This is a genomic window from Hydrogenophaga sp. (genome assembly GCF_026125785.1).
Classification (GTDB): Bacteria; Pseudomonadota; Gammaproteobacteria; order Burkholderiales; family Burkholderiaceae_C; genus Hydrogenophaga.
The window spans coordinates 79745-102629 of record NZ_JAHCKL010000011.1 but is presented as its reverse complement, the minus strand read 5'-3'; the positions used below and the strand labels follow the sequence as shown (position 1 = coordinate 102629).

The following is a 22885-nucleotide window of genomic DNA, read 5'->3' as shown; positions in this document are numbered from 1 at the left end:
CTGACTATATATCCAGTACCATGCCTGTCCATGCGCCATGCCACGCCAACCGATCGCACGCCGCCCCCGTTGCAGGTGGCGGTGCGTGTGCTGTGCGCGTTCGCGGCCAAGACCGGCGACCTGGACCTGCGCTTCACGCCCGCCCCCAGTGCACAGGAGGGCGTGGCCGGCCATGGCACGGTGACCGCGCGCCGTGCCGAGGGCTACCAGCGCGAGCGGCCGGTCAGCGCCGACTGCGGCGCGCTGCGCGTACAGGGCCGCGCCGACGGTTTCCACCCGGCCGTTCCTCGCCTGGAAGAGATCAAGACCCACAGGGGTGACGCGGCACGCATCCCCGACAACCACCGCGCGCTGCATTGGGCGCAGGCCCGGGTGTACGGCTGGATGCTGTGCCAGGAGCTGGGCCTGCCGCGCATCGAACTGGCGCTGGTGTACTACGACGTCGACACCGGGCACGAGACTGTCGAGGCCCTCTGGGCGGACGCCGCCGCGCTGCGGGCGTTCTTCGATGCGCTGTGTGCGCGCTACACCCGCTGGGCGCAAACGGAGCAGGCGCATCGTGCCGCGCGCGATGCGGCGCTTCAGGCCCTGGCGTTCCCGTTCGGGGCGTTCCGGCGCGGCCAGCGTGAACTGGCCGCGGCCGTCTACCGCGCCCATGGCGCGCGCCGCCATCTGCTGGCGCAGGCACCCACCGGCATCGGCAAGACCGTGGCCACGGTGTTCGGTGCGCTGCGGGCCATGCCCGCCCAGCACGTCGACAAGCTGCTCTACCTGACAGCCAAGACCCCGGGGCGCTCGCTCGCGCTCGACGCTCTGCGGCGTCTGGACGCCAGACCGCTGCGGGTGCTCGAACTCGTGGCGCGCGAGAAAGCCTGCGAGCACCCCGACAAGGCCTGCCACGGCGAGTCCTGCCCGCTGGCGCGCGGCTTCTACGACCGACTCGCCGCCGCGCGAGACGACGCCGCGCAGGCCGGCTGGCTGGACAAGGCCACGTTGCGCGAAGTGGCTGCGCGGCATGCCGTGTGCCCCTACTACCTGGGCCAGGAGATGCTGCGCTGGAGCGACGTGGCGGTGGGCGACTACAACCACTTCTTCGACATCGGCGCACACGCCTGTTCGCTCACCGTCAACGAAGGCCAGCGCGTCGGTCTGCTGGTGGACGAGGCGCACAACCTGATCGAGCGTGCGCGCGCGATGTACAGCGCCGAGTTGCGCCCGGCCGGCTTCAGGGCGGCGCGCGCCGCCGCGCCCGCCGCCCTGAAGAAGCCGATGGACCGCCTGCACCGCCAATGGGCACGGCTGGCGCGCGACCAGACGCAGGACCATGAAGTGCTGACCGACCTGCCGCGGTCCTTCATCGACGCGCTGCGCCGCCACGGCGCCGAGCTCTTGGCGCACCTGGCGCAGGAACCCGGCGCGATGGCGGCCGAGCTGCAGGCCTGGCTGTTCGACGTGCTGCACCTGCTGCGCGTGGCCGATCTCTTTGGCGACCATTCGCTGGCCGATCTCACGCGCGACGCTGCGGCGCGCGGCGGTGCGCGCCACCCGGTGCTGGGCCTGCGCAACCTGCACCCCGGTCCGCTGCTGCAGAGCCGGTGGCAGGCCGCGCACAGCGCGACGCTGTTCTCCGCCACGCTCAGCCCCATGGACCACATGGCCACGCTGCTCGGCCTGCCCGAGGACACCGCGCGGCTGGACGTGCCCTCCCCTTCCGACCCTTCGCAGTTGCGCGTGTGCGTGGCGCCCGATCTGTCCACGCGCTACGCGGACCGGTCCGCCTCGCTCACACCGCTGGTGGCGCGAATGGCCGCCCAGTACGCGCAGCGGCCAGGCAACTACCTGGCTTTCTTCAGCAGCTTCGACTACCTGCAGCAGGCCCTGGCCCATTTGTGCGAGCGGCACCCCGGCATACCGGTGTGGTCGCAATCGCGCGGCATGACCGAGCCACAGCGGGAGTCCTTCATCGCCCGGTTCACCGAGGACAGTCAAGGCATCGGCTTCGCGGTGCTCGGTGGCGCTTTTGGCGAAGGCATAGACCTGCCGGGACGCCGGCTGATCGGCGCCTTCATCGCCACACTGGGCATGCCGGCGGTGTCCCCTCTCAACGAGCAGATGCGGCAGCGGCTGCAGCGCCAGACCGGCGCGGGCTTCGAACACACCTACCTCTACCCTGGCGTGCAGAAGGTGGTGCAGGCCGCGGGCCGTGTGATCCGCGCGCCCAGCGACAGCGGCACGGTCTGGCTGCTGGACGACCGTTTTGCACAGCCCGGCGTGCGTGCGCTGTTGCCCGCCTGGTGGCAGGTGGAACGGGTGGCGCCTCAGCGCGCCAGTCCGGCATAGAGCATGGGCAGTTTCTCCGGCAGGCGCTCCACCCTGTCCACCACCTGGTAGCGCCGGGCGCCAAAGATCTGGCTGACATAGGCGTCGGCGCGCGGATCCAGGCTCATGCAGAAGCTCTGCACGCCAACGCGGGCCGCCGCCTCCACCGCCTTCTTCGCATCCTGGCGCAGGTGCGCGGGATCGCGCTCGTCCACGTCGGCCGGCTCGCCATCGGTGACCACCAGCAGCAGCCGGCGCGCAGCGGGCTGCCGCTCCAGCAGCGCGGTGGCATGGCGAATCGCCGCGCCCATGCGGGTGGACAACTGCCCTCGCATGCCGGCCAGCCGCGCCCGCGCCATATCGGCCCAGGGCTGCTGGAAGTCCTTGAAGCGCCAATAGCTGACGTCGTGACGGCCATCGGAACAGAAGCCGTGGATCGCGAACGGATCGCCGACCTGGTGGATGGCGTCGGCGAGCAGCACGCAGGCCTCCCGCGTGAGGTCGAGCACCGTGCGATCCTGTCCCGGCACCGGATCGTTGGTGGACTGCGACAGGTCCAGCAGCACCAGCACCGCGAGGTCGCGCACCTGGCGCACGCTGCGCACCATCACGCGGGGGTCGGGCTGCGCGCCACGGCGCAGTTCCACCAGCGAAGCCAGCGCGGCGTTGAGGTCGACCTCGTCACCGTCTTCCTGCTTGCGCATGCGCAGAACGCCTTGGGGACGCATGGCGTCGAGCACGCGCTTCATGCGCGCCACCACCGGCCGGTGCCGACTGGCGATGGCATCGACCAACGCCGTGTCGCCCGGCACCGCATGGCGCTCCTGCACAGTGACCCACGACGGCCGGTCGATCTGCACGCGGTGGTCCCACTCCGGGTAGAGCACCGGCGGCGCCAGCCTGGGCCGGCCTTCGAGCGTGTTCCAGGACACGCCCAGGTCCTCATAGGGAAACAGCTCGGAGCCCAGCACCCAGATTTCCTGTGCGTCCTCGCCCGCGGTCTCCACGTCGAGCTCATTGATGAACGCCATCACCGACACCTGCCGCCGCACCGGTGCCGCGGCGCGGGGGGCGCTCGCACCAGCCGGCGCGAAGTCGATGCCGTCGAAAGCCCAGAAGAAGCGGTTGTCGTCGCGGTAGGCCGCTCCGGGCACGTCATGGCGCGGCTGGTAGTTCGGCCCCGGGTAGTCCTGCGCGAGCGCCAGGCCCAGCTCCCATGACACGCGAGGGTCGCCCGGGTTGGCCAGCACCCGGGGCAGCGCGGCCTGCCAGAGCGCCCTGGCCCGAACGATCCAGGGATGCGTGTCGGTGCACGCGGGGTCGATCAGGGCACGCGCCAGGCGGTCCAGCCAGTCGGCAGCACGCTGGTCGCGGACTGGCGCCACCTGAAGCAGGCGACACCAGAGGTTTTGCAGACCTGGAAACCGCGCGATGGCCAAGGCCTCCACCCGCGCGTCCTCCACCTGGGCCACCAGCGCCTTCTGCCAGGGGTCCAGGTCCGGCGCGCGCAGCGGCATGCGGGTGTACACCAGATGGGCGGCGGCATGCGCGGCGGCCGCGCGGTAGAGCGAGGTCGCGTCCACCCCCTGCACCGCATCCAGTGCATCGGGCAGGTGGATGGTGTGGTCCTCGATGAAAGGCCGCAAGCCTTCGCGGTGTTCGAAATCTCCTGCGGTGGGGCGCAGGAAGAAATCGCGTCCCCACAGCGCACGCAGGTACATGCCCAGGCGGCGCTGCACGTCCACCAGCAGCGTGCCCTTGCGTTCCTGCTGCAGCACCGACAGCGAAGCCGGCGACTGCAGCCCGAAGTAACGCACCTGTTCATCGAACTGGGCGCGGTGCGCCTGCGCGCCCCAGTTCGCCCAACGGCGCAACCCGCCGAGCGTGAGCTGGCCCAGCAGCACGTCCAGCTGTTCCAGCATGGGGCGCAGTCCGCGCGGCGCCTGCGCCGCCAGCGTGGCGAGAAAACGCAGGTACTGCCGGAACAGGTCGGCATCGGCCAGTCGGCGGGCGGCGGTGGGCGCGGACGCCAGCACCTGGCCGATCACCGCGCCGGATGTCTTGCTGGCCAGTTGCATGGCGGCCGCCGCCAGGTCGGGCAGCACATCCTCGCCAGTCTCGCGCGCCACCTGCGGCGCGGCATCGATCCACGCGTTCACCACGTCCACGCCGCGCCCCAGGTTGTGCAGCGCCACCACCCCGCCCAGGTGGTGTTCCAGGCCACGCCCGGAGAGCACGCGGGCAGCTTCGGGCCAGCCGCGCGCCAGGCGTTCGCGCGTCGGCGCGTCCAGCACCGCGAGGCGTTCGGCATGCTCCTCCAGACCGGCCGGCATGGCTCAGAAGAAGGTGCTCACCGCCGCGTCCAGCGCATCGCGCATGTCCGGGTCGTCGGTGATGGGCCGCACCAGCGCGACCCGGCAGGCGGCGGGCGGCGCCACGCCCTGCCGGATCAGCCCGCCGGCATGGATGAGCATGCGGGTGGAGATGCCCTCGTCCAGTCCGTGGCCCTTGAGGTTGCGCGAACGCTCGGCAATGCCCACCAGCCGGTCCGCCACCTCGGTGGCAATACCGGTTTCATGCACCACCACCTCCACCTCGGCGGCGTGCTCGGGGTAGCCGAAGTCGAGCGCGCCGAAGCGTTGGCGCGTCGAAGGCTTGAGGTCTTTCATCAGGCTCTGGTAACCCGGGTTGTAGGAGATGACCAGCTGGAAGTCGGGATGCGCGCGCACCAGCTCGCCCTTCTTCTCCAGCGGCAGCACGCGCCGGCTGTCGGTCAGCGGATGGATCACCACCGTGGTGTCCTGGCGCGCCTCCACGACCTCATCCAGGTAACAGAGGGCGCCATGGCGCGCGGCCAGGGTCAGCGGCCCGTCCTGCCAGCGCGTACCCTGCGCGTCCAGCAGGAAGCGCCCCACCAGATCGGACGCCGTCATGTCCTCGTTGCAGGCCACGGTCACCAGCGGCCGGCCCAGCTTCCAGGCCATGTGTTCGACGAAACGCGTCTTGCCGCAGCCGGTGGGGCCCTTGAGCATCATGGGCATGCGCACCGACCACGCGGCCTCGAACAGCGCCACCTCGTCGGCGACGGGCCGGTAGTACGGCTCCCGCTCGACGCGGTAGCCCTGCAGCACCTCGCTCACACCGTCCTGCCTCGGTAGATGACCATGGAGGCACCTTGCGACTGCGACAGGTTGTCGTAGCCGATCAGGCGCACGTGGTTGTCCGGGTTGGCCTGATGGCAGGCCTCGCATTCGGCGAGGATGCGGTCGACGTCGGTCTCGCCGAACATCGGCAGCTTCCACATGTACCAGTACGAGTCCATCAGGTAGGCCGGTTCAATGTGTTCGATGGCAGGGTTCCAGCCACGGCTCACGATGTAGGCCACCTGCTTGCGGATCTCTTCCGTGCTCATCGCCGGCAGGTAGGAGAAGGTCTCGAACTTGCGGCTGGCCGGGTTGGAGAGGCGGGAGTTGTAGTCTTGCATGGGGGGTGTCTCCTTGAAGGTTCAGCGGTGGGCGACGTCGAGCTTGTCGACCGTGTCGAACTCGAAGCGGATCTCTTTCCAGGTCTCCATGGCAACGCGCAGTTCGGGCGAATGCTTCGCCGCCTCGGTCAGCACGGCCTTGCCTTCCTTCTCCACCGCCACGCCCTCGTTGCGCGCCTTCACGCAGGCCTCCAGCGCCACGCGGTTGGCCGCCGCGCCGGCCGCGTTGCCCCAGGGGTGGCCCAGCGTGCCGCCGCCGAACTGCAGCACCGAGTCGTCGCCGAAGATGGTCACCAGCGCCGGCATGTGCCAGACGTGGATGCCGCCGGAAGCCACCGGCATCACGCCGGGCATGGAGCCGAAGTCCTGGTCGAAGAAGATGCCGCGCGAACGGTCCTCCTTGATGAAGCGGTCGCGCATGATGTCGATCCAGCCCAGGGTGGAGGCGCGGTCGCCTTCGAGCTTGCCCACCACGGTGCCCGAGTGCAGGTGGTCGCCGCCCGAGAGGCGCAGGATCTTGGTGAGCACACGGAAATGGATGCCGTGGTGCGGGTTGCGGTCCAGCACCGCGTGCATCGCACGGTGGATGTGCAGCAGCATGCCGTTGTCGCGGCACCAGTTGGCCAGGCCGGTGTTGGCGCACAGGCCACCGGTGAGGTAGTCGTGCATGATGATCGGCGCGCCGATGGACTTCGCGTATGCCGCCCGCTTGTACATCTCTTCGGGTGTCGGCGCGGTCACGTTCAGGTAGTGGCCCTTGCGCTCACCGGTCTCGCGCTCGGCCTTCTCGATGGCCTCCATCACGAAATCGAAACGCTGCTTCCAACGCATGAACGGCTGGCTGTTGACGTTCTCGTCATCCTTGGTGAAGTCCAGCCCGCCACGCAGGCATTCATAGACGGCGCGGCCGTAGTTCTTGCCCGAGAGGCCCAGCTTGGGCTTGATGGTGCAGCCCAGCAGCGGCCGACCGTACTTGTTCATGATGTCGCGTTCGACCTGGATGCCGTGCGGCGGACCACCGCAGGTCATGACGTAGGCGATGGGAAAGCGCACGTCCTCCAGCCGCAGCGCACGCAACGCCTTGAAGCCGAACACATTGCCCACCAGCGAGGTCATCACGTTGACCACCGACCCTTCCTCGAAGAGGTCGATCGGGTAGGCGACGAAGGCGTAGAAGCAGGTGTCGTCGCCGGGCACGTCCTCTATGCGGTAGGCACGGCCCTTGTAGTGGTCCAGATCGGTGAGCAGGTCGGTCCAGACCGTGGTCCAGGTGCCAGTGGAGGATTCGGCCGCGACCGCGGCGGCGAGTTCCTCGCGGTCCACGCCCGGCTGGGGCGTGATCTTGAACACCGCCAGGATGTCGGTGTCCTGCACCTGGTAGTGCGGCTCCCAGTAGGTGCTGCGGTACTCCTTGACGCCGGCGCTGTAGGTCTTCGTGGCCATCGTGTCTCCTTGCAAAAATCGGGTGTTCGAGAGGGTGTGGAGCGCATTGTTGGTTTCCCCGTAAATAAATAAAAGTAAATTGTTTTAACTGTTACGTTAGACTTTGATAAATCATTGGAGTCCACATGTCCGGCCGCCCCATTCCGCTGCGCCATGCCACGCTGCACCAGTTGCGCATCTTTCTCGCGGTCGCCGACCACCTGAGCTTCGCGCGGGCCGCAGAGGCGCTGCATCTCTCTCCGCCCACGCTGTCGCTGCAGGTCAAGCAGTTGTCGGAAACCGTGGGCGAGGCGCTGTTCGAGCAGTTGGGCAAGAAAATCCACCTGACCGCCGCGGGCCGCACGCTGGCCGAGGCCTGCCGGGACATCGAGGGCCGCATGGAGCGCCTTTCGCAGGACCTCGCGGCGCTGCAGGGCGTGGAGCGCGGCAGCCTGCGCCTGTCCATCCTCACCACGGTGAAGTACACGGTCCCCAAGCTGCTGGGTGGCTTCTGCGCGGCGCACCCGGGCATCGACGTGGCGATGCAGGTGGGCAACCGCGAGATGCTGGTGCAGCGCCTGAACGCGAACGAGGACGATCTCTGCATCATGGGCCAGCCGCCCGCGAACATGGACCTGGTGGGCGAGTTCTTCATGGACAACCCGCTGGTGGTGATCGCGCCGCCGGACCATCCGCTGGCGGGCAAGCGGCGCATCGCGCCGCAGCGCCTGGCGCGCGAGCCTTTCATCCAGCGCGAGGCCGGCTCCGGCACACGGCTGACCAGCGAGCGGTTCTTCGCCGAGCAGGGCATCACGCTGCAAAGCCGGCTGGAGGTCGGCAGCCACGAGGCCATCAAGCAGACGGTGGCCGGCGGCCTGGGCATCGCCGTCGTCTCCGCCACCACGGTGGTGTCGGAACTCGCGCTGGGCGAACTGGTACAGCTGGACGTGAAAGGGTTTCCGCTGCTGCGCCAGTGGTATGTGGTCTATCCGCGCGGCAAGCGCCTGTCAGCGGCCGCGCTGGCGTTCAAGGACTGGCTGTTTCAGCACCGTCCGCACCAGGGCTGAGGCCCTGCTGACTCAGATGCCGGCGTCGATCGCCGGCTCGGCCTCTGGCAGGCGGGTGATCAGCACCTGGTCTATGCGGCGCCCCTCCAGCACCAGCACCTCGAAACGCCAGCCCTCGCAGTCCACGCTTTCGCCCTGGGTCAGCAGTTCGCCAGAGACGTTCTGCATCAGGCCGGCGACGGTGTTGTAGCGGCCCTTGTCCTCGTCCGGCAGTTCCTCGATGTGCAGCCGCGACTTGAGTTCGGCCACCGGCATGGCGCCATCGACCAGCCAGGCACCGTCCTCGCGCTGGGTGGCCCATGCGCCGACGGCAGCGCTGGGCGAGAGTTCGCCGGTGATCGCCTCCAGCATGTCCAGTGGCGTGAGCAAGCCTTGCACCACACCGTACTCGTCCACCACGAACACCATGCGCGTGGCACGCGCCCGGAACTGCTCCAGCAACTCCATGCCGGTGAGCGTCTCGGGCACGAACACGGCGGGCTGCACATGGCGCAGCAGCGGCTCGTCGTCGCCCTCGGCCTGCAGGGCCAGCATGCGCGGCAGGTGGATCACACCCACCACGTCGTCCAGACCGCCGCGGCACACCGGGTACCAGGAGTGGCCGATGGCCCAGGCCTTCTGCACCGCGACGGACACGCTGTCCTGCGCGTCCAGCCAGTCGATCTCCGAGCGCGGCACCATGATGGAGGTGAGCTGGCGGTCGTCCAGCAGGAACACGTTGCGCACCATCTGGTGCTCATGCTCTTCGATGATGCCGGCGTCCACGCCCTCTTCCAGGCTCGCGTTGATCTCTTCCTCGGTCACGTGCTGCACGGCGTTGGCGTCAATGCGCAGCAGCTTGAGCACCCACTGCGTGGTCTGGGTGAGCAGCCACACGAACGGCTTGGCCGCCTTGGCCACGAAGGTCATGGGCCGCGAGACCCAGCGCGAGACCGCCTCGGGATAGAGCTGGCCGATGCGCTTGGGCACCAGTTCGCCAAAGACGATGGTGATGAAGGTGATGACGGCCACCACGGTGGCCGTGGCCAGCACGCTGGCGGTGGATTCGGTCAACCCATAAGCCACGAACCAGCGCGCCACCTCGTCGCTGAACGCGGCTTCGCCCACGATGCCATTGAGCATGCCGATGGAAGTGATGCCCACCTGCACCGAGGACAGGAACTGGGTCGGGTTCTCCAGCAGCTTCAGCGCGGTGATGGAGCCCTTGTCACCCGCTTCGGCCATCGCCGTCAGGCGCGCCTTGCGGCTGGAGGCCAGCGCCAGCTCGGACATGGCGAAAGCGCCATTGAGCAGCGTGAGGAAGACGATGAGGACGGTATCCATAATGCGCGGATGTCAATTTACATGATTGGTGATGTCCAGGGCTGCGACGAGGCCCTGGGCCGCCTGCTCGAGGAGGTCGGCTTTTCTCCCAGCCGCGACACGCTCTACCTGCTGGGCGATCTGGTCAACCGGGGACCCAGTTCGCTGGCGGTGCTGCGCCGCCTGATGGCGCTGGGCGAGGCGGCGCAGTGCCTGCTCGGCAACCACGACCTGCACCTGCTGGCCACGGCCCACGGCGTGCGCAAGCCCCACCGCAGCGACACCGTGGACGACATCCTGCGGGCACACGACCGCAAGGCACTGCTGGACTGGCTGCGCGCCCGGCCCCTGGCCATCGCCGCGCACGGCTGGCTCATGGTGCATGCGGGGGTGCTGCCGCAATGGGACCTCACGCAGACCCTGGCGCTCGCGCAGGAACTGCAGGCTGCCCTGCGCGGGCCGGACTGGGTGGATTTTCTGCACGGCATGTACGGCAACCAGCCCGACCGCTGGGACGACCACCTCACCGGTGCGGCCCGGCTGCGCGTGGTGGTCAATGCGTTGACCCGGTTGCGCTTCTGCAGCGCCGACGGCGTGATGGAGTTCGAGACCAAGGACAGTGCCGCAGCGGCGCCCGAAGGCTTCATGCCCTGGTTCGACGTGCCGGGGCGGCGAACCGCGGGCGTACCGGTCGCGTTCGGCCACTGGTCCACGCTGGGTGCGGTGGCGCGGGCCGATCTGCAGGCGCTGGACACGGGCTGTGTCTGGGGTGGCTGTCTCACGGCCGCTCGCATCGATCCGCAACGCCCGGGCGCCGCCGAAAGGCTGTCGGTGCGCTGCCCGCAGGCCAGCAAGCCCGGCAGACACTGAAGACGGGAGCGATGCAGGCGGCGGCGTGCGCCGCCTCGAAGGCTCAGGGTCGGGCAAGGGCGCGGCCCTCAGCCTTCTTCCTGCACCGGCGCAGGGGCGGGCACACTCTTGAACAGCGCGGGCACCTTGCGGCGGGTCTTGATGTTGGGAGACGCACTGCGCGTGGCCGGGCGCTGGGCCACTTCCCAGGCGGGCGGCGCGTCACCGGCGGCACTGGGCTCGTAGGGCTTGTCGAACAGCGGGTCGGAGGGAGCACGGGGCGGCCGGGGCTGAGCCGCGCGGGCTTCACCGCCGCTGCGTTCGCGCCGGCTTCCCCCCTCGCGCCGGTCCTCGTCGCGCTGCCAGGCACGCTGGCCATCGTTGAAGCGGCCCGCCGGGCGGCGATCGGCCTCGAACTCCAGCGCCTCCAGCTCGAGCTTCTTGCCCAGCAGCTTCTCCAGATCGGCCATCAGGCGGGCATCGCGCCCGCTGACGAAGGACACCGCCAGGCCCGAGGCGCCGGCACGGCCGGTACGGCCGATGCGGTGCACATAGTCCTCGGCGTTGAAGGGAATGTCGAAATTGAACACCGCCGGCACGTCCTTGATGTCCAGGCCGCGCGCAGCCACGTCGGTGCACACCAGCAGGTCCACCGCGCCGGTCTTGAAAGCGTCGAGCGCCTTGAGGCGTTCGTCCTGGCTCTTGTCGCCATGCAGCGCGGCGGTGTTGAGCCCTTCGCGCTCCAGCGAACGCGCCAGCCGGGCGCAGCCGAGCTTGCTGTTGACGAAGACGAAGGCCTGCTTGAGGCCGCGCTCGCGCAGCACCTGCTTGAGCACGCCGCGCTTGTCATCGTCCTCCACGCGGTAGAAATGCTGCTCCACCGTGGAGGCCGTGGCGTTGGAACGCGCGACCTCGATGGTCACCGGGTCCTGCAGGTAGCTGTTGGCCAGGCGCTTGATCTCGGGCGAGAACGTGGCCGAGAACAGCAGCGTGGTGCGCTGCTTGGGCAAGAAGGAGAGGATGCGCTGCAGATCTGGCAGGAAACCGATGTCGAGCATGCGGTCGGCCTCGTCGAGCACCACGTACTCGACCTGGTTGAGCACGCAGTTCTTGGCCTCGATGTGGTCCAGCAGACGCCCCGGGGTGGCCACCAGGACTTCCACGCCCTTCTTGAGTTCTGCGGTCTGCGGCTTCATGTCCATGCCACCGAACACCACCGTGCTGCGCAACTGCGTGTACTTGCCGTAGAGCTTGACCTGGTCGGCCACCTGGTCGGCCAGTTCACGCGTAGGCAGCAGCACCAGGGCGCGCACCGGATGGCGCGCGGGCGAGGTGGAGGCGTTCTCGTGCTTGAGCATGCGCTGCAGCAGCGGCAGCGTGAACGCCGCGGTCTTGCCGGTGCCGGTCTGGGCGGCACCCATCACGTCGCGGCCCTGCAGCACCACGGGAATGGCCTGCGCCTGGATCGGCGTCATGTTTTCATAGCCCATCTCGGCCACGGCCTTGAGCAGCGCGGGCGAGAGAGCGAGTTCGGAGAAGGATTGGGTCATTGCAATAAGGCTGAGAGCCCCCGACCCTGGCACCAGCCAGGCCCCCGCACAGGGGGAACAGCCGTTGCGGTGGGGCGGCCCGGACAACGGCGAAAAGCCCCGTATTGTCGCACCTCGGGCCGAATCGGCCGAAAACGGTGAGTCTCTACAGCGTTTTCGCCTTGAACGTGTCGCAGGCCTGCACGCTGCCCGTCTGCAGGCCGGCGTTGAACCAGCGCTGGCGCTGGATGCTGGTGCCGTGGGTGAAGCTGTCGGGCACGACCTGGCCCTGGCTCTTGCGCTGCAGAGCGTCGTCACCGATGGCGGCGGCAGCGTTCAGGGCCTCTTCCACATCGCCCGGCTCCAGGATCGCGCGGCTCTTCTGGTTGTGGTGCGCCCACAAACCGGCGAAGCAATCGGCCTGCAGCTCCAGCCGCACCGACATGGCGTTGTACTCACGCTCGCTCAGTCGCGAACGCAACTTCTCCATCTGGTCGGTGATGCCCATGAGGTTTTGCACGTGATGACCCACCTCATGGGCGATCACATAGGCCTGCGCGAAGTCGCCCGGCGCGCCGAGCTGGCGGCGCAGCGTGTCGTAGAAGCTCAGGTCGATGTAGACGCGCTGGTCGGCCGGGCAATAGAAAGGACCCATCGCGGACTGCCCGGTGCCACAGGCGGTGGGCGTGGCGCCACGGAACAGCACCAGGCGCGGCTTCTGGTACTGCGCGCCAGCCTGCTGGAAAACCTGGTCCCAGACATCCTCGGTGCCGCCAAGCACGGACGCCACGAAACGGCCCATCTCGTCGGTAGGGGCCTGCGCCGGCGTGCTGGGCTGCGATGTCTCCACCGGCGCGGGTGACATCACGTCCCCGGCGCCGCTCAGCGCGCCCAGAATGGTCATGGGGTTGATGCCGAAGATCCACCCGGCGACCAGCGCGATGGCGATGGTGCCCAGGCCCAGCCCGCGTCCGCCCACCCGGCGTCCGCCACCACCCAGCCCCCCCATGCCCATGCCGCCCTGGTCGCGGCGGTCTTCGATCTGGTCCGATTCCCGGTTGTTTTCCCACTTCATGGCACAGCCTCCTCGCGCAGCCTCATACGGCTGCCGGTATCGGCATTATGGGGCGGCCGGCGGGCCGCTCAGGCGCTGGCGGCGCTGACCGGGCTGGTCGGACGGCCCTGGAAGTCGGTCCAGCAGCGGCGACCGAAGTCGTAGAGCTTGCAGCGGCGAGCGGTATCAAAGTACCAGCGCCAGGAGAACCGTTGCACGATGATGCGGCCGGGCAGCGCGTCTTCCAGCAGCCTTTGCGCGCCCTTGAGCCGGTACAGCGGGATGCTCATGTCCACGTGGTGGGCGGTGTGCTCCATGATGTGGTGCAGCAGCGCGCCGATGCGCAACGGGAAGGTCAGGTGCACGGTGGTGGACACGAAAGGCGCCGCCTTGGCCCACGCCAGCTTGTCGTCGTGCCACTGCACGGCGGTGTGCGTGTGGTGCACATAGACCACGAAGCCGATCATGGCGTTCCAGAACAGGAAGGGCACCGCGAAACCCATGGCCAGCAGCAGCCACGGCGACTGCCCGGTGGCGAACGCCGCGCCCACCAGCGCCCCGATCCACAGGGCGGCCGACGCCAGTACGAACACACCGTCCCAGACGAACTCGGGCCTGCGCGTGCCCATGTAGGTCTTGCTCGGGAAAAACATGCGGCGCCACCACATTTCCACCAGGTAGTAAAGCGCTGGTCCGAAGCCGCTGCGGTACGCACGCTCCATGGCACGGCCCATGGGCGAGAGCGCGTCGAATTCCTCGCGCGTCAGCGGCGCCCAGACGAAGTCCACGCCCTTGAGGTTGGTGTAGCCGTGGTGCACCACGTTGTGGCCCACCTCCCACAGGCTGTAGGGTGTGAGCGAGGGCACCATGGCGATGCGTCCCAGCACGCGGTTGAGCCGGCGGTGCGGCGTGTAGCTCTGGTGGCAGGCGTCATGGCCGATGATGAACAGCCGCCCGATCATGAAGCCCGCTCCCAGGCCGCACAGCAGCTTGGCCCACCAGGCCGCCAGCAGCACCGTACCCGCCATGAGGGCGGCGAAAAGGCACCAGTCCAGCACCAGCAGAGCGATGCCGGTGGCGGTGCGGCGCTCCACGATGGGCTTGAGCCAGTCGCGGATCACCTTGCGGTGCGGCAGCGGTTCGCTGGCGGGAATGGGGTCGGGGCGTTCGAGGCGGGGGGGCATGCGGGACATGGGGCGGGATGCTAGCCCCGTGCGCCGCCGCCGAATTTGACCCAGGTCAAGGTTGGGGCGCCATCAGGCCTTGGGGAGCGTGACCCCGACCTGCCCCTGGTACTTGCCGCCGCGGTCTTTGTAGGAGGTCTCGCAGACTTCGTCGCTCTCGAAGAACAGCACCTGGGCGCAGCCTTCGCCCGCGTAGATCTTGGCCGGCAGCGGCGTGGTGTTGCTGAACTCCAGCGTCACATAGCCCTCCCATTCGGGCTCGAAGGGCGTGACGTTGACGATGATGCCGCAGCGCGCGTACGTGCTCTTGCCCAGGCAGATGGTGAGCACGTTGCGCGGGATGCGGAAATACTCCATGGTCCGCGCCAGCGCGAAGCTGTTGGGCGGGATGATGCAGACGTCGGCATGAATGTCCACGAAGCTCTTCTCATCGAAGTTCTTCGGGTCCACCACCGTGCTGTGGATGTTGGTGAACACCTTGAATTCGGGCGCGCAGCGGATGTCGTAGCCGTAGCTGCTGGTGCCGTAGCTGATGACCTTCTTGCCGTCCACCGCACGCACCTGGCCGGGCTCGAACGGCTCGATGAGGCCGTGCTGCTCGGCCATGCGGCGGATCCACTTGTCGCTTTTGATGCTCATGGGCGGCCATTGTAGGGATGTCGACCAGGCCAATAACCCCACGGAATTTCGTGAATTTTCAGTAATTACTGAAAATTCAGTTGTGACCGGATAGAGTCCCGGCCATGCCGCTGCAAGATCATCTGCCACCGCTCAACCGCGAGTTCGTCGCCCACTTCGGCGAAATGGGCTCGCGCTGGGGCATCAACCGCACCGTGGGGCAGATCTATGCCCTGCTGTTCATTTCACCCCGGCCGCTCAACGCGGACGAGATCGCCGACACGCTGGAGTTCTCGCGTTCCAACGTAAGCATGGGGCTCAAGGAGCTGCAGGCCTGGCGTCTGGTGCGCCTGCGCCACCAGCCGGGCGACCGGCGCGAGTACTTCGAGGCGCCCGCGGACGTGTGGGAGATCTTCCGCGTGCTGGCAGAAGAGCGTCGCCGCCGCGAGGTGGAGCCCACGCTGTCGATGCTGCGCACGGCCTTGCTGGAAACGCCCAAGAGCGACGCGGAACGCCATGCGCAGGCACGCATGCGCGAGATGCACGACCTGATCGACCGGCTCATGACCTGGTTCGACGACGTGCAGAAGCTCGCTCCCGAAACCGCGATGCAACTCATGGGCATGGGTGCCACGGTCACGCGCGTGCTGGAGTTCAAGGACCGCCTGACGGGCAAGTCTTCGAGCGGCAGCAGCCGCGGCGACAAGGCCGCCTGAAACACACCACGAGGAACCTGCCATGGACGCCCTGATCCTGTCGCGCATCCAGTTCGCGGCCAACATCAGTTTTCACATCCTCTTTCCCACCATCACCATCGCACTGTGCTGGTTCCTGCTGTTTTTCCGCCTGCGCTTCGTGAAGACCCGCGACCCGGCCTGGGAAGAGGCCTACTACTTCTGGACCAAGGTGTTCGCGCTGACCTTCGCACTGGGCGTGGTGTCTGGCATCGTCATGAGTTTCCAGTTCGGAACCAACTGGCCGGGCTTCATGGAGAAGACCGGCAACATCGCCGGCCCGCTGCTGGGCTACGAGGTGCTCACCGCCTTCTTCCTGGAGGCCAGCTTCCTGGGCATCATGCTGTTCGGGCGCGGCCGTGTGAGCGAGCGCGTGCACCTGGCCGCCACCTTCCTGGTCGCTCTGGGGACCACGCTGTCGGCGTTCTGGATCCTGAGCCTGAATTCGTGGATGCAGACGCCGGCCGGCTATGAGATCGTGGACGGCAAGTTCATGGCCACCGACTGGCTGGCCATTGTCTTCAACCCCTCCTTCCCCTACCGCTTCGCGCACAAGCTCCTGGCGTCCACGCTCACCGCGTCGTTCCTGATAGCCGGCTTGTGTGCCTGGCAATTGCTCAAGAACCGCGCCACCGCCGGCACGCACAAAGCCTTGCGCACCGCCATCGTGGCCGCCAGCGTGGCCATGCCACTGCAGTTCCTGGCCGGCGACATGCATGGCCTGAACACCCTGGAGCACCAGCCCGCCAAGATCGCCGCGCTGGAAGGCATCTGGCACACCGAGAAAAGCGCACCGCTCACGCTGCTGGGCTGGCCCGACGAAGCCGCCGGCACCACGCACTACGCGCTGAAGATTCCCAAGGCGGCGAGCCTGATCCTGGCGCACGACATCAACGCCGAACTCAAGGGCCTGAACGAATTCCCGGGCGCGCACCCGCCGGTGGCGCCGGTGTTCTGGGGCTTTCGCATCATGGTCGGCGTGGGCACGCTCATGCTGCTGGTGGCCTGGTGGGGCGCCTGGACGCTGTGGCGCCAGCGCGGACGCAAGGCCGTGCTGTCCCGTCCGCTGCTGTGGACGCTCACCGGCATGACCTTCTCCGGCTGGCTGGCCACGCTCGCCGGCTGGTACGTGACCGAAATCGGCCGCCAGCCCTTCATCGTCTACGGCCTGCTGCGCACCAGCGAGGTCGCCACGCAGATCGCGCCGCCGATGATCGCGCTCACGCTGACCGCCTACCTGGTGGTGTACGGTCTGCTGCTGATCACCTACGTGGGCGTGCTCAAGTACATGGCCGAACACCCTGTGCACCCGGCTCCCGAGGCGCCGCACGGCGAGTTGGGCAAGGCCGGCGTCTGACATACGGAACCGAAGGAGAACGCACATGACCTGGGCCTATGTCCTGCCCCTGATCTTTCTGGCCGTGATGGGTCTGGCGCTGCTGGCCTACGTGATCCTGGACGGCTACGACCTCGGCGTCGGGCTGTTGCTGCCCCTGGCCAACGACACGCAGAAGGACACCATGATCGCCAGCATCGGCCCTTTCTGGGATGCCAACGAGACCTGGCTGGTGCTGGGCGTGGGCGTGTTGCTGGTGGCGTTTCCCGTGGCCTACGGCGTCGTGCTGCAGGCGCTGTACCTGCCGGCGGCGGCGATGCTGGTGGGGCTGATCCTGCGCGGCGTGGCCTTCGACTTCCGCGTGAAAGCGCCCGCCCCCTACAAACCCTTCTGGAACCGCGCGTTCTTCGCCGGCTCGCTGCTGGCCAGCATGGCCCAAGGTTGGATGCTGGGCAGCTACATCACCGGCTTCGAACGCGGGTCACTGGGCCTGGCCTTCAGCCTGGGCATCGCGCTGACGCTGCCGGCGGCCTACATCCTGCTCGGGGCTGGCTGGCTGATCATGAAGACCGAGGGTGAACTGCAACAGCGGGCCGTGCACTGGGCGCGCCGCGTGCTCTGGCCCATGGGCGTGGCGCTGGTGGCGATCTCCATGGCCACGCCGCTGGCCAGCCCGTCGGTGTTCGCCAAATGGTTCAGCGTGCCCGAACTCTTCGCCCTGCTGCCGGTCCCGCTGACCTGCGCGATTGCCTTCTTCGCGGTGCGCTGGGTGGTGACGCATCCGGAGGTCGTGAGGGCCGGCTACGGCTGGGTGGTGTTCGCCGCCACGGTGCTGATCTTCGTGCTGGCCTTCTTCGGCCTGGCCTACAGCATCTTTCCGGACATCGTGATCGGGCACCTGAACGTCTGGGATGCCGCCATCTCCACCGGCTCGCTCACCGTGGTCTTCATCGGCGTGGCCATCACGCTGCCGGTGATCATCGTGTACACGGCCTACATGTACCGGGTGTTCTGGGGCAAGGCGCGGGCCCTGACGTATCACTGAAAACACCCCCCTGCGCCGCTGCGCGGCTTCCCCCCTCCGTGGCGCGCCTTCGGCGCTTCGAGGGGGGACGGCACCTTGGGCCGGCGGAGCCGGACCCTCGGTGCCTCTGGGGACTTTGGCCTCGCTGCGCGGCCTTGGGGGGTGAGGGTCTTCCTTGGGCCGGTGTGGCGCCTTTGGGGACTGTGGCCTGGAGAGAGAAGGTCTTCCTCGGTCTGGCCTACCTGTGCTGCGCCGCGGCGATGGTGGTGCGTTCGACCACGCGGTCGTCGCCCAGCACGATCAGTGCGAACAGCAGTTCGTCGAGGCTGTCGGCCTGTGCGGTCTTGCGCGCGAGCAGGGGCGTGGCCTGGGGGTTGAGCACCACGAAGTCGGCCTCGTGGCCCGGCTGCAGGTTGCCCACCACGCCTTCCAGGCCCAGTGCGCGCGCCGCGCCTGCCGTGTGCTGCCACCAGAGCTGGCCCGGTGTGAGGCTGAGCCCCGGCTTGGTCTGGCCTTCGCGGCCCACGCAGTAGGCGGCCAGCATGGTGTGGAAGGGCGAGAAGCTGGTGCCTCCGCCGACGTCGCTGGCCAGGCCGTAGCGCATGCCCGCCGCATCGGCCGCGGCGTAGTCGAAGAAGCCGCTGCCCAGGAACAGATTGCTCGTGGGGCTGACCGCCGCCACGGTCCCGGTGGAGGCCATCAGTTCACGGTCCGCCTGATCCAGGTGGATGCAGTGGGCGTACACCGCGCGCTCGCGCAGCAGGCCGAAGTCGCCGTACACGCCCAGGTAGCTGCGCGACTCGGGAAACAGCTCGGCCGCCCAGCGCACCTCGTCGCGGTTCTCCGCCACGTGCGACTGGATCCACACGTCCGGGTACTTCGCGGCGAGTTCACCCGCGCCGCGCAACTGCGCCGGCGTGCTGGTGGGCGCAAAGCGCGGCGTGATGGCGTAGCCCAGGCGATCCACGCCGTGCCAGCGCTGGATCAGCGCCTCGGTGTCGATCAGGCTCTGCTCGGTCTCGTCGCGCACGCCATCGGGGCTGTGCCGGTCCTGCAGCACCTTGCCGGTGATGAAGCGCAGACCGCGTGCGCGCGCCTTCTCGAAGATCGCATCCACCGAAGCCGGGTGCGAGGTTGAGAAGGCCAATGCCGTGGTCACGCCGTGGCGGGCCAGCTCGTCCAGGAACACCTCGGCCACCTCGGCCGCATGCGCCGGGTCGGCAAAGCGGGTCTCGTGGGGGAAGGTGTAGTTCTCCAGCCAGGGCAGCAGACCCGCCGCCGGCGCGCCGATCACGTCGGTCTGTGGGTAGTGCACATGCAGGTCGATGAAGCCCGGCGCGATGAGCTTGCCGCGCAGGTCTTCCACCGCCAGGCCTGGGTAGTTGCCGACCAGCGCCGCATGGTCTCCCACCGCTCGCACCACACGACGGCCTTGCGCATCGGGGCCGACCACCAGCAGGCCGTCGGCTTCGTAGAGGGGGGAATGGTCGTCGGCGAAACGCAGGATCGCGGCGCGGTAGGCTCTCATGCCGGCGAGCTTAACGCCTGTGGCGCGGCCCGGCATACGGAGCCGCCGATAAGGCCCATACCCGGCTGCGCGTTCAGCGGTCCACGCTGCCCTGCACGCCTTCCACCAGCCAGTTCATGCTCAGGATCTGCGCATCGCCCAGGCTTTGGCCGGCTTCGATCACGGTCCGCCCCTGGTTGTCGCGCACCGGCGAGGTGCGCGGTGCTGCGAACACCGGCAGCCGGCCGGTCTCCATCTCGGCCTGGCGGGCTTGCACCTCGTCGCGCACCGCCGCGGGCACCTTGCTGCCAAAGGCTTCCACACGGATCATGCCGTCCTTCACACCACCCCAGACGCTGCCGCTCTGCCAGGTGCCGTCCAGCACCGCCTGCACGCGGCGTGTGTAATAGTCGCCCCAGCGGTGCGTGACCGCCACCACCTGCGCATCGGGCGCGACGCGGCGCATGTCCGAGTGGTAGGCCACGGCGAGCCGGCCGCGCTCCTGCGCGGCGACCATGACGGCGGTGGAGCCGGTGTGGAAGGCCAGCACCTCGGCGCCCTGGTTCATCAGCGCCATCGCCGCGTCGCGCTCGCGCGGCGGGTTGAACCACTCGCCCAGCCACACCACCTTGACGGTGGCGCGCGGGTTGACCGAGCGCATGCCCAGCGTGAAGGCATTGATGCCCTGGATCACCTCGGGAATGGGAAAGCCCGCCACGTAGCCAGCCTGCGTGGCCATGCGCCCGGCCGCCACGCCTGCCAGGTACCGGCCCTCGTAGTAGCGCGCATTCGCGGTGGCCACGTTGGGCGCGGTCTTGTAGCCGGTGATGGACTCGAACTTCACGTCCGGGAATTCGCGCGCCACCTTGAGCGTGGGCTCCATGTAGCCGAAGCTGGGCGTGAAGATGATGCGCGCGCCCTGCTGGGCGAGGTCGCGTATCACGCGCTCGGCGTCGGGCCCCTCGGGCACGTTCTCCACGTAACGCGTGTCCACGCGGCCACCCAGCGCGGCCTGCACCGCCAGACGGCCTTGCTCGTGCTGGCGCACCCAGCCGGCGTCGGTGAGGGGCGCCACATAGACAAAGGCCGCCTTCAGCGGCGCCGTGGCTGCCAAGGGCTGCGCGTGCAGGGTTGGGGGAAGGACTGAAAAGCTGGCGGCCGCCAGCACGCCGAAGGCGCACCGGGCCACGAGGTTTTTGTACATGGTGTTCCTCTACATGGCTTCCGTGAATGAAAAAGCGAGCCAGGGAAGCACCGGCTCGCTGCGGCGGATTTTACCCGTCGGCCTCAGCCGGTCGCGGCCTCCAGCAGCGCCATGAGTTCCTGGCGGCGGGTGTCGCTCACGAAGCTGGCCTCGAAGCTGTTGCGTGCGAGGGTGATGACGTCTTCGCGCGAGAGGTCCAGCGCCTGTACCGTTCGCACGAAGTTGGCGTTCAGGTAACCGCCAAAGTAGGCCGGGTCGTCGGAGTTGACGGTGGCGCACAGGCCGGCGTCGAGCAGGCGCTTCATCGGGTGGTCGGCCAGGTCTTTCACCACGCACAGCTTGAGGTTGGAGAGCGGGCACACGGTCAGCGGCGTACGCCGCCGGGCCAGTTCGGCCACCAGTGCCGGGTCTTCCAGGCTGCGCACGCCGTGGTCGATGCGCTCGGCCTTCAGATCGTCGAGCGCTTCCCAGATGTATTCGGGTGGGCCCTCTTCGCCCGCGTGCGCCACCACCCGCAGACCGAGTTCGCGGCAGCGCGCGAACACGCGCGAGAACTTCGAGGGCGGGTGCCCGACCTCGCTGGAGTCCAGCCCCACGCCAATGAAATGCTCACGCAGCGGCAGCGCCGCCTCCAGCGTGTCGAGCGCGTCCTGCTCGCTCAGGTGGCGCAGGAAGCACAGGATGAGCGCGCTGCTGATGCCCAGTTCGCCGTGCGCACGTTCGCAGGCACTGGCCAGGCCCCGGACCACGCTGGCCATGGGCACACCGCGCGCGGTGTGGGTCTGCGGGTCAAAGAAGATCTCCGTGTGCGCCACGTTGTCGGCCTTGGCACGCAGGAAGTAGGCCCAGGCCATGTCGTGGAAGTCCGCCTCGTGCAGCAGCACGCTGGCGCCCGCGTAGTAGATGTCCAGGAAGCTCTGCAGGTTGGTGAACGCGTACGCTTCGCGCAGCGCCTGCACGTCCGGGTACGCGAGCTTCACCCCATTGCGCTGAGCCAGCGCGAAGATCAGTTCGGGCTCCAGGGAGCCTTCGATGTGGATGTGCAGCTCGGCCTTGGGAATGGCGGCGGCCAGGGTGGCGGGATTGACGGCGGTATCCATGTTGAGACGCTCTTTCCGGTTCGGGCGGGTCAGGTGGTGCCCAGGGTGATGCCCAGGCGATTGAGGTAGCGCCGGTAGGCGCTGGAAACGCGGTCGGCCGGGCCGTGCACCTCGGTCACGGGCGCGGTGCGGCCTATCGGCAAGGCACGCGGTGTCTGCGATTCCACCACGGGCCGGTCCTGCGCGAACACCGTGTCCTGGAACGCCAACAGATCCCGGTCGGAGGACGCATCACCCAAAGTGGCCATGACGAACCAGGCGGTGCAGCGCTCGTGTGCGTCCGGCCGTATGAACAGGGCGATGGCGTTGCTCACCGGGTCGCCATTGGCGGCGTCCTTGCGCAGGACGGCGGCATACGGGTGCTGCACTTCGTAGCGGTAGGCGATCCATGCGCCCTGTTCGGCGCCGGCATAGGCGCGCGGCTGCCAGGCCTGGGCATCGCGCACGGCCAGGCCTGCGGCCCCCTCCTCCACCACGCCGGTGCGCACCTGGGCATGCCCGCGCTCACCCAGCCAGCCCTCGTGCACGAAACCGAAGTGGCTGAGGTCCAGGAAATTCTCGACCAGGCGCGGCGCACTGGTGGCGACCTCATAAGGGCCGCACAGCACCACGCGCCAGCCGGCCTCGCCGCCGGGGGCGAACAGCGGTGGCTCGGCCAGCACCGGTGCCAGCGCCGACTCCGGCGCCGCGAGCCGCACCCACACCAGCCCATGCCGCTCGCAGGCCTCGAACATCTGCGCCGCATGTCCGGCGGGCGGCACGAAGTCCGGCGCCGCCGGCACATGCTGGCAGCGCCCCTCGCCGCCGAACTGCCAGCCGTGGTAAGGACACTCCAGCCGCGCCCCGCGCACCCCGGACAGCACCCGCCCCAGCGACAGGCGCGCGCCCCGGTGCGGACAACGGTCCGCCCAGGCATGCACCCGGTCGCCGCCATGCCCTGGCTCACGCCACAGCACCAGCGGCTCGCCCAGCAGGGTGCACGCCAGCGGCGCATCGCGCACTTCCCGCGAAGCAGCCACCGGATGCCAGAGCTGTTTTTCAACCATCGGAACCCCTGAAAAAAACAAAGGCCGCCCGAAGGCGGCCAAGCGACCCGGCAGACACTGCGGAACCGCCCTTCGACCAGCTCGGGACGGGCCACCAGTGCCACCC

19 protein-coding genes are annotated in these 22885 nt (G+C 68.4%); 6 read left to right on the top strand and 13 right to left on the bottom strand.

Features of this window, described 5'->3' with window-relative positions:
- Positions 1–30 precede the first annotated feature (30 nt).
- The gene (locus tag KIT53_RS12360; protein ID WP_297752796.1) at positions 31–2340 is read left to right on the top strand and encodes an ATP-dependent DNA helicase; all 2310 of its coding nucleotides are present in this window, start codon (positions 31–33) and stop codon (positions 2338–2340) included.
- Here the strand turns inward: KIT53_RS12360 and KIT53_RS12355 are convergent.
- From KIT53_RS12355 to KIT53_RS12340, 4 genes are read right to left on the bottom strand one after another with little or no spacing between them, the layout of a single operon-like run.
- The gene (locus tag KIT53_RS12355) at positions 2319–4652 is read right to left on the bottom strand and encodes a nitric oxide reductase activation protein NorD (RefSeq protein ID WP_297752794.1); all 2334 of its coding nucleotides are present in this window, start codon (positions 4650–4652) and stop codon (positions 2319–2321) included. The two genes, KIT53_RS12360 and KIT53_RS12355, sit on opposite strands and share 22 nt — an antisense overlap.
- A gap of 3 nt (positions 4653–4655) precedes the next feature.
- Positions 4656–5459, bottom strand: coding sequence for a CbbQ/NirQ/NorQ/GpvN family protein (locus tag KIT53_RS12350; RefSeq protein ID WP_297752792.1), 804 nt, complete (start codon positions 5457–5459; stop codon positions 4656–4658).
- Positions 5456–5803 carry a ribulose bisphosphate carboxylase small subunit gene (locus KIT53_RS12345; protein WP_297752790.1) on the bottom strand — a complete coding sequence of 116 codons (348 nt, stop codon included), beginning with the start codon at positions 5801–5803 and terminating at the stop codon, positions 5456–5458. The genes KIT53_RS12350 and KIT53_RS12345 overlap by 4 nt, the downstream gene beginning before the upstream one ends.
- A gap of 21 nt (positions 5804–5824) precedes the next feature.
- On the bottom strand, positions 5825–7246 hold the full coding sequence (locus KIT53_RS12340) for a form I ribulose bisphosphate carboxylase large subunit (RefSeq protein WP_297752788.1): 1422 nt from the start codon (positions 7244–7246) through the stop codon (positions 5825–5827).
- A 125-nt stretch (positions 7247–7371) separates the two neighbouring features.
- Between KIT53_RS12340 and KIT53_RS12335 the strand changes: the two genes are divergently transcribed.
- Positions 7372–8292: a LysR family transcriptional regulator gene (locus tag KIT53_RS12335; RefSeq protein ID WP_297752786.1), complete on the top strand. Its 921-nt coding sequence runs from the start codon at positions 7372–7374 to the stop codon at positions 8290–8292.
- A 12-nt stretch (positions 8293–8304) separates the two neighbouring features.
- On the opposite strand, the gene KIT53_RS12330 is transcribed toward KIT53_RS12335, so the two are convergent.
- Entirely contained in the window at positions 8305–9615 is a 1311-nt protein-coding gene (locus KIT53_RS12330; protein WP_297752784.1) for a hemolysin family protein, read from the bottom strand.
- Between the two features lie 9 nt (positions 9616–9624).
- On the opposite strand from KIT53_RS12330, the gene KIT53_RS12325 reads away from it, so the two are divergent.
- Positions 9625–10464, top strand: coding sequence for a symmetrical bis(5'-nucleosyl)-tetraphosphatase (locus KIT53_RS12325; RefSeq protein WP_297752782.1), 840 nt, complete (start codon positions 9625–9627; stop codon positions 10462–10464).
- A gap of 68 nt (positions 10465–10532) precedes the next feature.
- Here the strand turns inward: KIT53_RS12325 and KIT53_RS12320 are convergent, their stop codons facing one another.
- From KIT53_RS12320 to dcd, 4 genes are all read right to left on the bottom strand, one after another.
- Positions 10533–11993 carry a DEAD/DEAH box helicase gene (locus KIT53_RS12320; protein WP_297752780.1) on the bottom strand — a complete coding sequence of 487 codons (1461 nt, stop codon included), beginning with the start codon at positions 11991–11993 and terminating at the stop codon, positions 10533–10535.
- Between the two features lie 145 nt (positions 11994–12138).
- Positions 12139–13047, bottom strand: a complete 909-nt coding sequence (locus KIT53_RS12315; RefSeq protein WP_297752778.1) for a neutral zinc metallopeptidase — start codon at positions 13045–13047, stop codon at positions 12139–12141.
- Positions 13048–13115: 68 nt separating this feature from the next.
- The gene (locus tag KIT53_RS12310) at positions 13116–14219 is read right to left on the bottom strand and encodes a fatty acid desaturase (RefSeq protein WP_297752776.1); all 1104 of its coding nucleotides are present in this window, start codon (positions 14217–14219) and stop codon (positions 13116–13118) included.
- A 63-nt stretch (positions 14220–14282) separates the two neighbouring features.
- Complete coding sequence (gene dcd / locus KIT53_RS12305) at positions 14283–14849, bottom strand: dCTP deaminase (RefSeq protein WP_297752774.1); 567 nt, start codon at positions 14847–14849, stop codon at positions 14283–14285.
- A 104-nt stretch (positions 14850–14953) separates the two neighbouring features.
- Between dcd and KIT53_RS12300 the strand changes: the two genes are divergently transcribed.
- Genes KIT53_RS12300 through KIT53_RS12290 form a run of 3 tightly spaced genes read left to right on the top strand, consistent with a single transcriptional unit; the run spans position 14954 to position 17943 of the window.
- Complete coding sequence (locus KIT53_RS12300; protein ID WP_297752771.1) at positions 14954–15544, top strand: GbsR/MarR family transcriptional regulator; 591 nt, start codon at positions 14954–14956, stop codon at positions 15542–15544.
- A 22-nt stretch (positions 15545–15566) separates the two neighbouring features.
- Positions 15567–16919, top strand: coding sequence for a cytochrome ubiquinol oxidase subunit I (locus KIT53_RS12295; RefSeq protein ID WP_297752769.1), 1353 nt, complete (start codon positions 15567–15569; stop codon positions 16917–16919).
- A 25-nt stretch (positions 16920–16944) separates the two neighbouring features.
- Positions 16945–17943 (top strand): cytochrome d ubiquinol oxidase subunit II, encoded by a 999-nt coding sequence (locus KIT53_RS12290; RefSeq protein ID WP_297752767.1) that lies wholly within the window; start codon positions 16945–16947, stop codon positions 17941–17943.
- Positions 17944–18160: 217 nt separating this feature from the next.
- Here the strand turns inward: KIT53_RS12290 and guaD are convergent, their stop codons facing one another.
- The 4 genes from guaD to KIT53_RS12270 all read right to left on the bottom strand — a co-directional run bounded on the left by guaD (position 18161) and on the right by KIT53_RS12270 (position 22779).
- Entirely contained in the window at positions 18161–19450 is a 1290-nt protein-coding gene (guaD, locus tag KIT53_RS12285; RefSeq protein ID WP_297752765.1) for a guanine deaminase, read from the bottom strand.
- A gap of 73 nt (positions 19451–19523) precedes the next feature.
- Positions 19524–20633 (bottom strand): BMP family ABC transporter substrate-binding protein, encoded by a 1110-nt coding sequence (locus tag KIT53_RS12280; RefSeq protein WP_297752763.1) that lies wholly within the window; start codon positions 20631–20633, stop codon positions 19524–19526.
- Between the two features lie 83 nt (positions 20634–20716).
- Entirely contained in the window at positions 20717–21733 is a 1017-nt protein-coding gene (locus KIT53_RS12275; protein WP_297752760.1) for an adenosine deaminase, read from the bottom strand.
- A gap of 29 nt (positions 21734–21762) precedes the next feature.
- Positions 21763–22779: an aromatic ring-hydroxylating dioxygenase subunit alpha gene (locus KIT53_RS12270; protein WP_297752758.1), complete on the bottom strand. Its 1017-nt coding sequence runs from the start codon at positions 22777–22779 to the stop codon at positions 21763–21765.
- Positions 22780–22885: the final 106 nt, after the last annotated feature.

Coding starts and splice junctions, on each gene's coding strand:
- KIT53_RS12360 (WP_297752796.1), top strand. CDS start 31: ATGCGCCATGCCACGCCAACCGATCGCACGCCGCCCCCGTTGCAGGTG.
- KIT53_RS12355 (WP_297752794.1), bottom strand. CDS start 4,652: ATGCCGGCCGGTCTGGAGGAGCATGCCGAACGCCTCGCGGTGCTGGAC.
- KIT53_RS12345 (WP_297752790.1), bottom strand. CDS start 5,803: ATGCAAGACTACAACTCCCGCCTCTCCAACCCGGCCAGCCGCAAGTTC.
- KIT53_RS12340 (WP_297752788.1), bottom strand. CDS start 7,246: ATGGCCACGAAGACCTACAGCGCCGGCGTCAAGGAGTACCGCAGCACC.
- KIT53_RS12335 (WP_297752786.1), top strand. CDS start 7,372: ATGTCCGGCCGCCCCATTCCGCTGCGCCATGCCACGCTGCACCAGTTG.
- KIT53_RS12330 (WP_297752784.1), bottom strand. CDS start 9,615: ATGGATACCGTCCTCATCGTCTTCCTCACGCTGCTCAATGGCGCTTTC.
- KIT53_RS12325 (WP_297752782.1), top strand. CDS start 9,625: ATGTCAATTTACATGATTGGTGATGTCCAGGGCTGCGACGAGGCCCTG.
- KIT53_RS12320 (WP_297752780.1), bottom strand. CDS start 11,993: ATGACCCAATCCTTCTCCGAACTCGCTCTCTCGCCCGCGCTGCTCAAG.
- KIT53_RS12315 (WP_297752778.1), bottom strand. CDS start 13,047: ATGAAGTGGGAAAACAACCGGGAATCGGACCAGATCGAAGACCGCCGC.
- KIT53_RS12310 (WP_297752776.1), bottom strand. CDS start 14,219: ATGTCCCGCATGCCCCCCCGCCTCGAACGCCCCGACCCCATTCCCGCC.
- dcd (WP_297752774.1), bottom strand. CDS start 14,849: ATGAGCATCAAAAGCGACAAGTGGATCCGCCGCATGGCCGAGCAGCAC.
- KIT53_RS12300 (WP_297752771.1), top strand. CDS start 14,954: ATGCCGCTGCAAGATCATCTGCCACCGCTCAACCGCGAGTTCGTCGCC.
- KIT53_RS12295 (WP_297752769.1), top strand. CDS start 15,567: ATGGACGCCCTGATCCTGTCGCGCATCCAGTTCGCGGCCAACATCAGT.
- KIT53_RS12290 (WP_297752767.1), top strand. CDS start 16,945: ATGACCTGGGCCTATGTCCTGCCCCTGATCTTTCTGGCCGTGATGGGT.
- guaD (WP_297752765.1), bottom strand. CDS start 19,450: ATGAGAGCCTACCGCGCCGCGATCCTGCGTTTCGCCGACGACCATTCC.
- KIT53_RS12280 (WP_297752763.1), bottom strand. CDS start 20,633: ATGTACAAAAACCTCGTGGCCCGGTGCGCCTTCGGCGTGCTGGCGGCC.
- KIT53_RS12275 (WP_297752760.1), bottom strand. CDS start 21,733: ATGGATACCGCCGTCAATCCCGCCACCCTGGCCGCCGCCATTCCCAAG.
- KIT53_RS12270 (WP_297752758.1), bottom strand. CDS start 22,779: ATGGTTGAAAAACAGCTCTGGCATCCGGTGGCTGCTTCGCGGGAAGTG.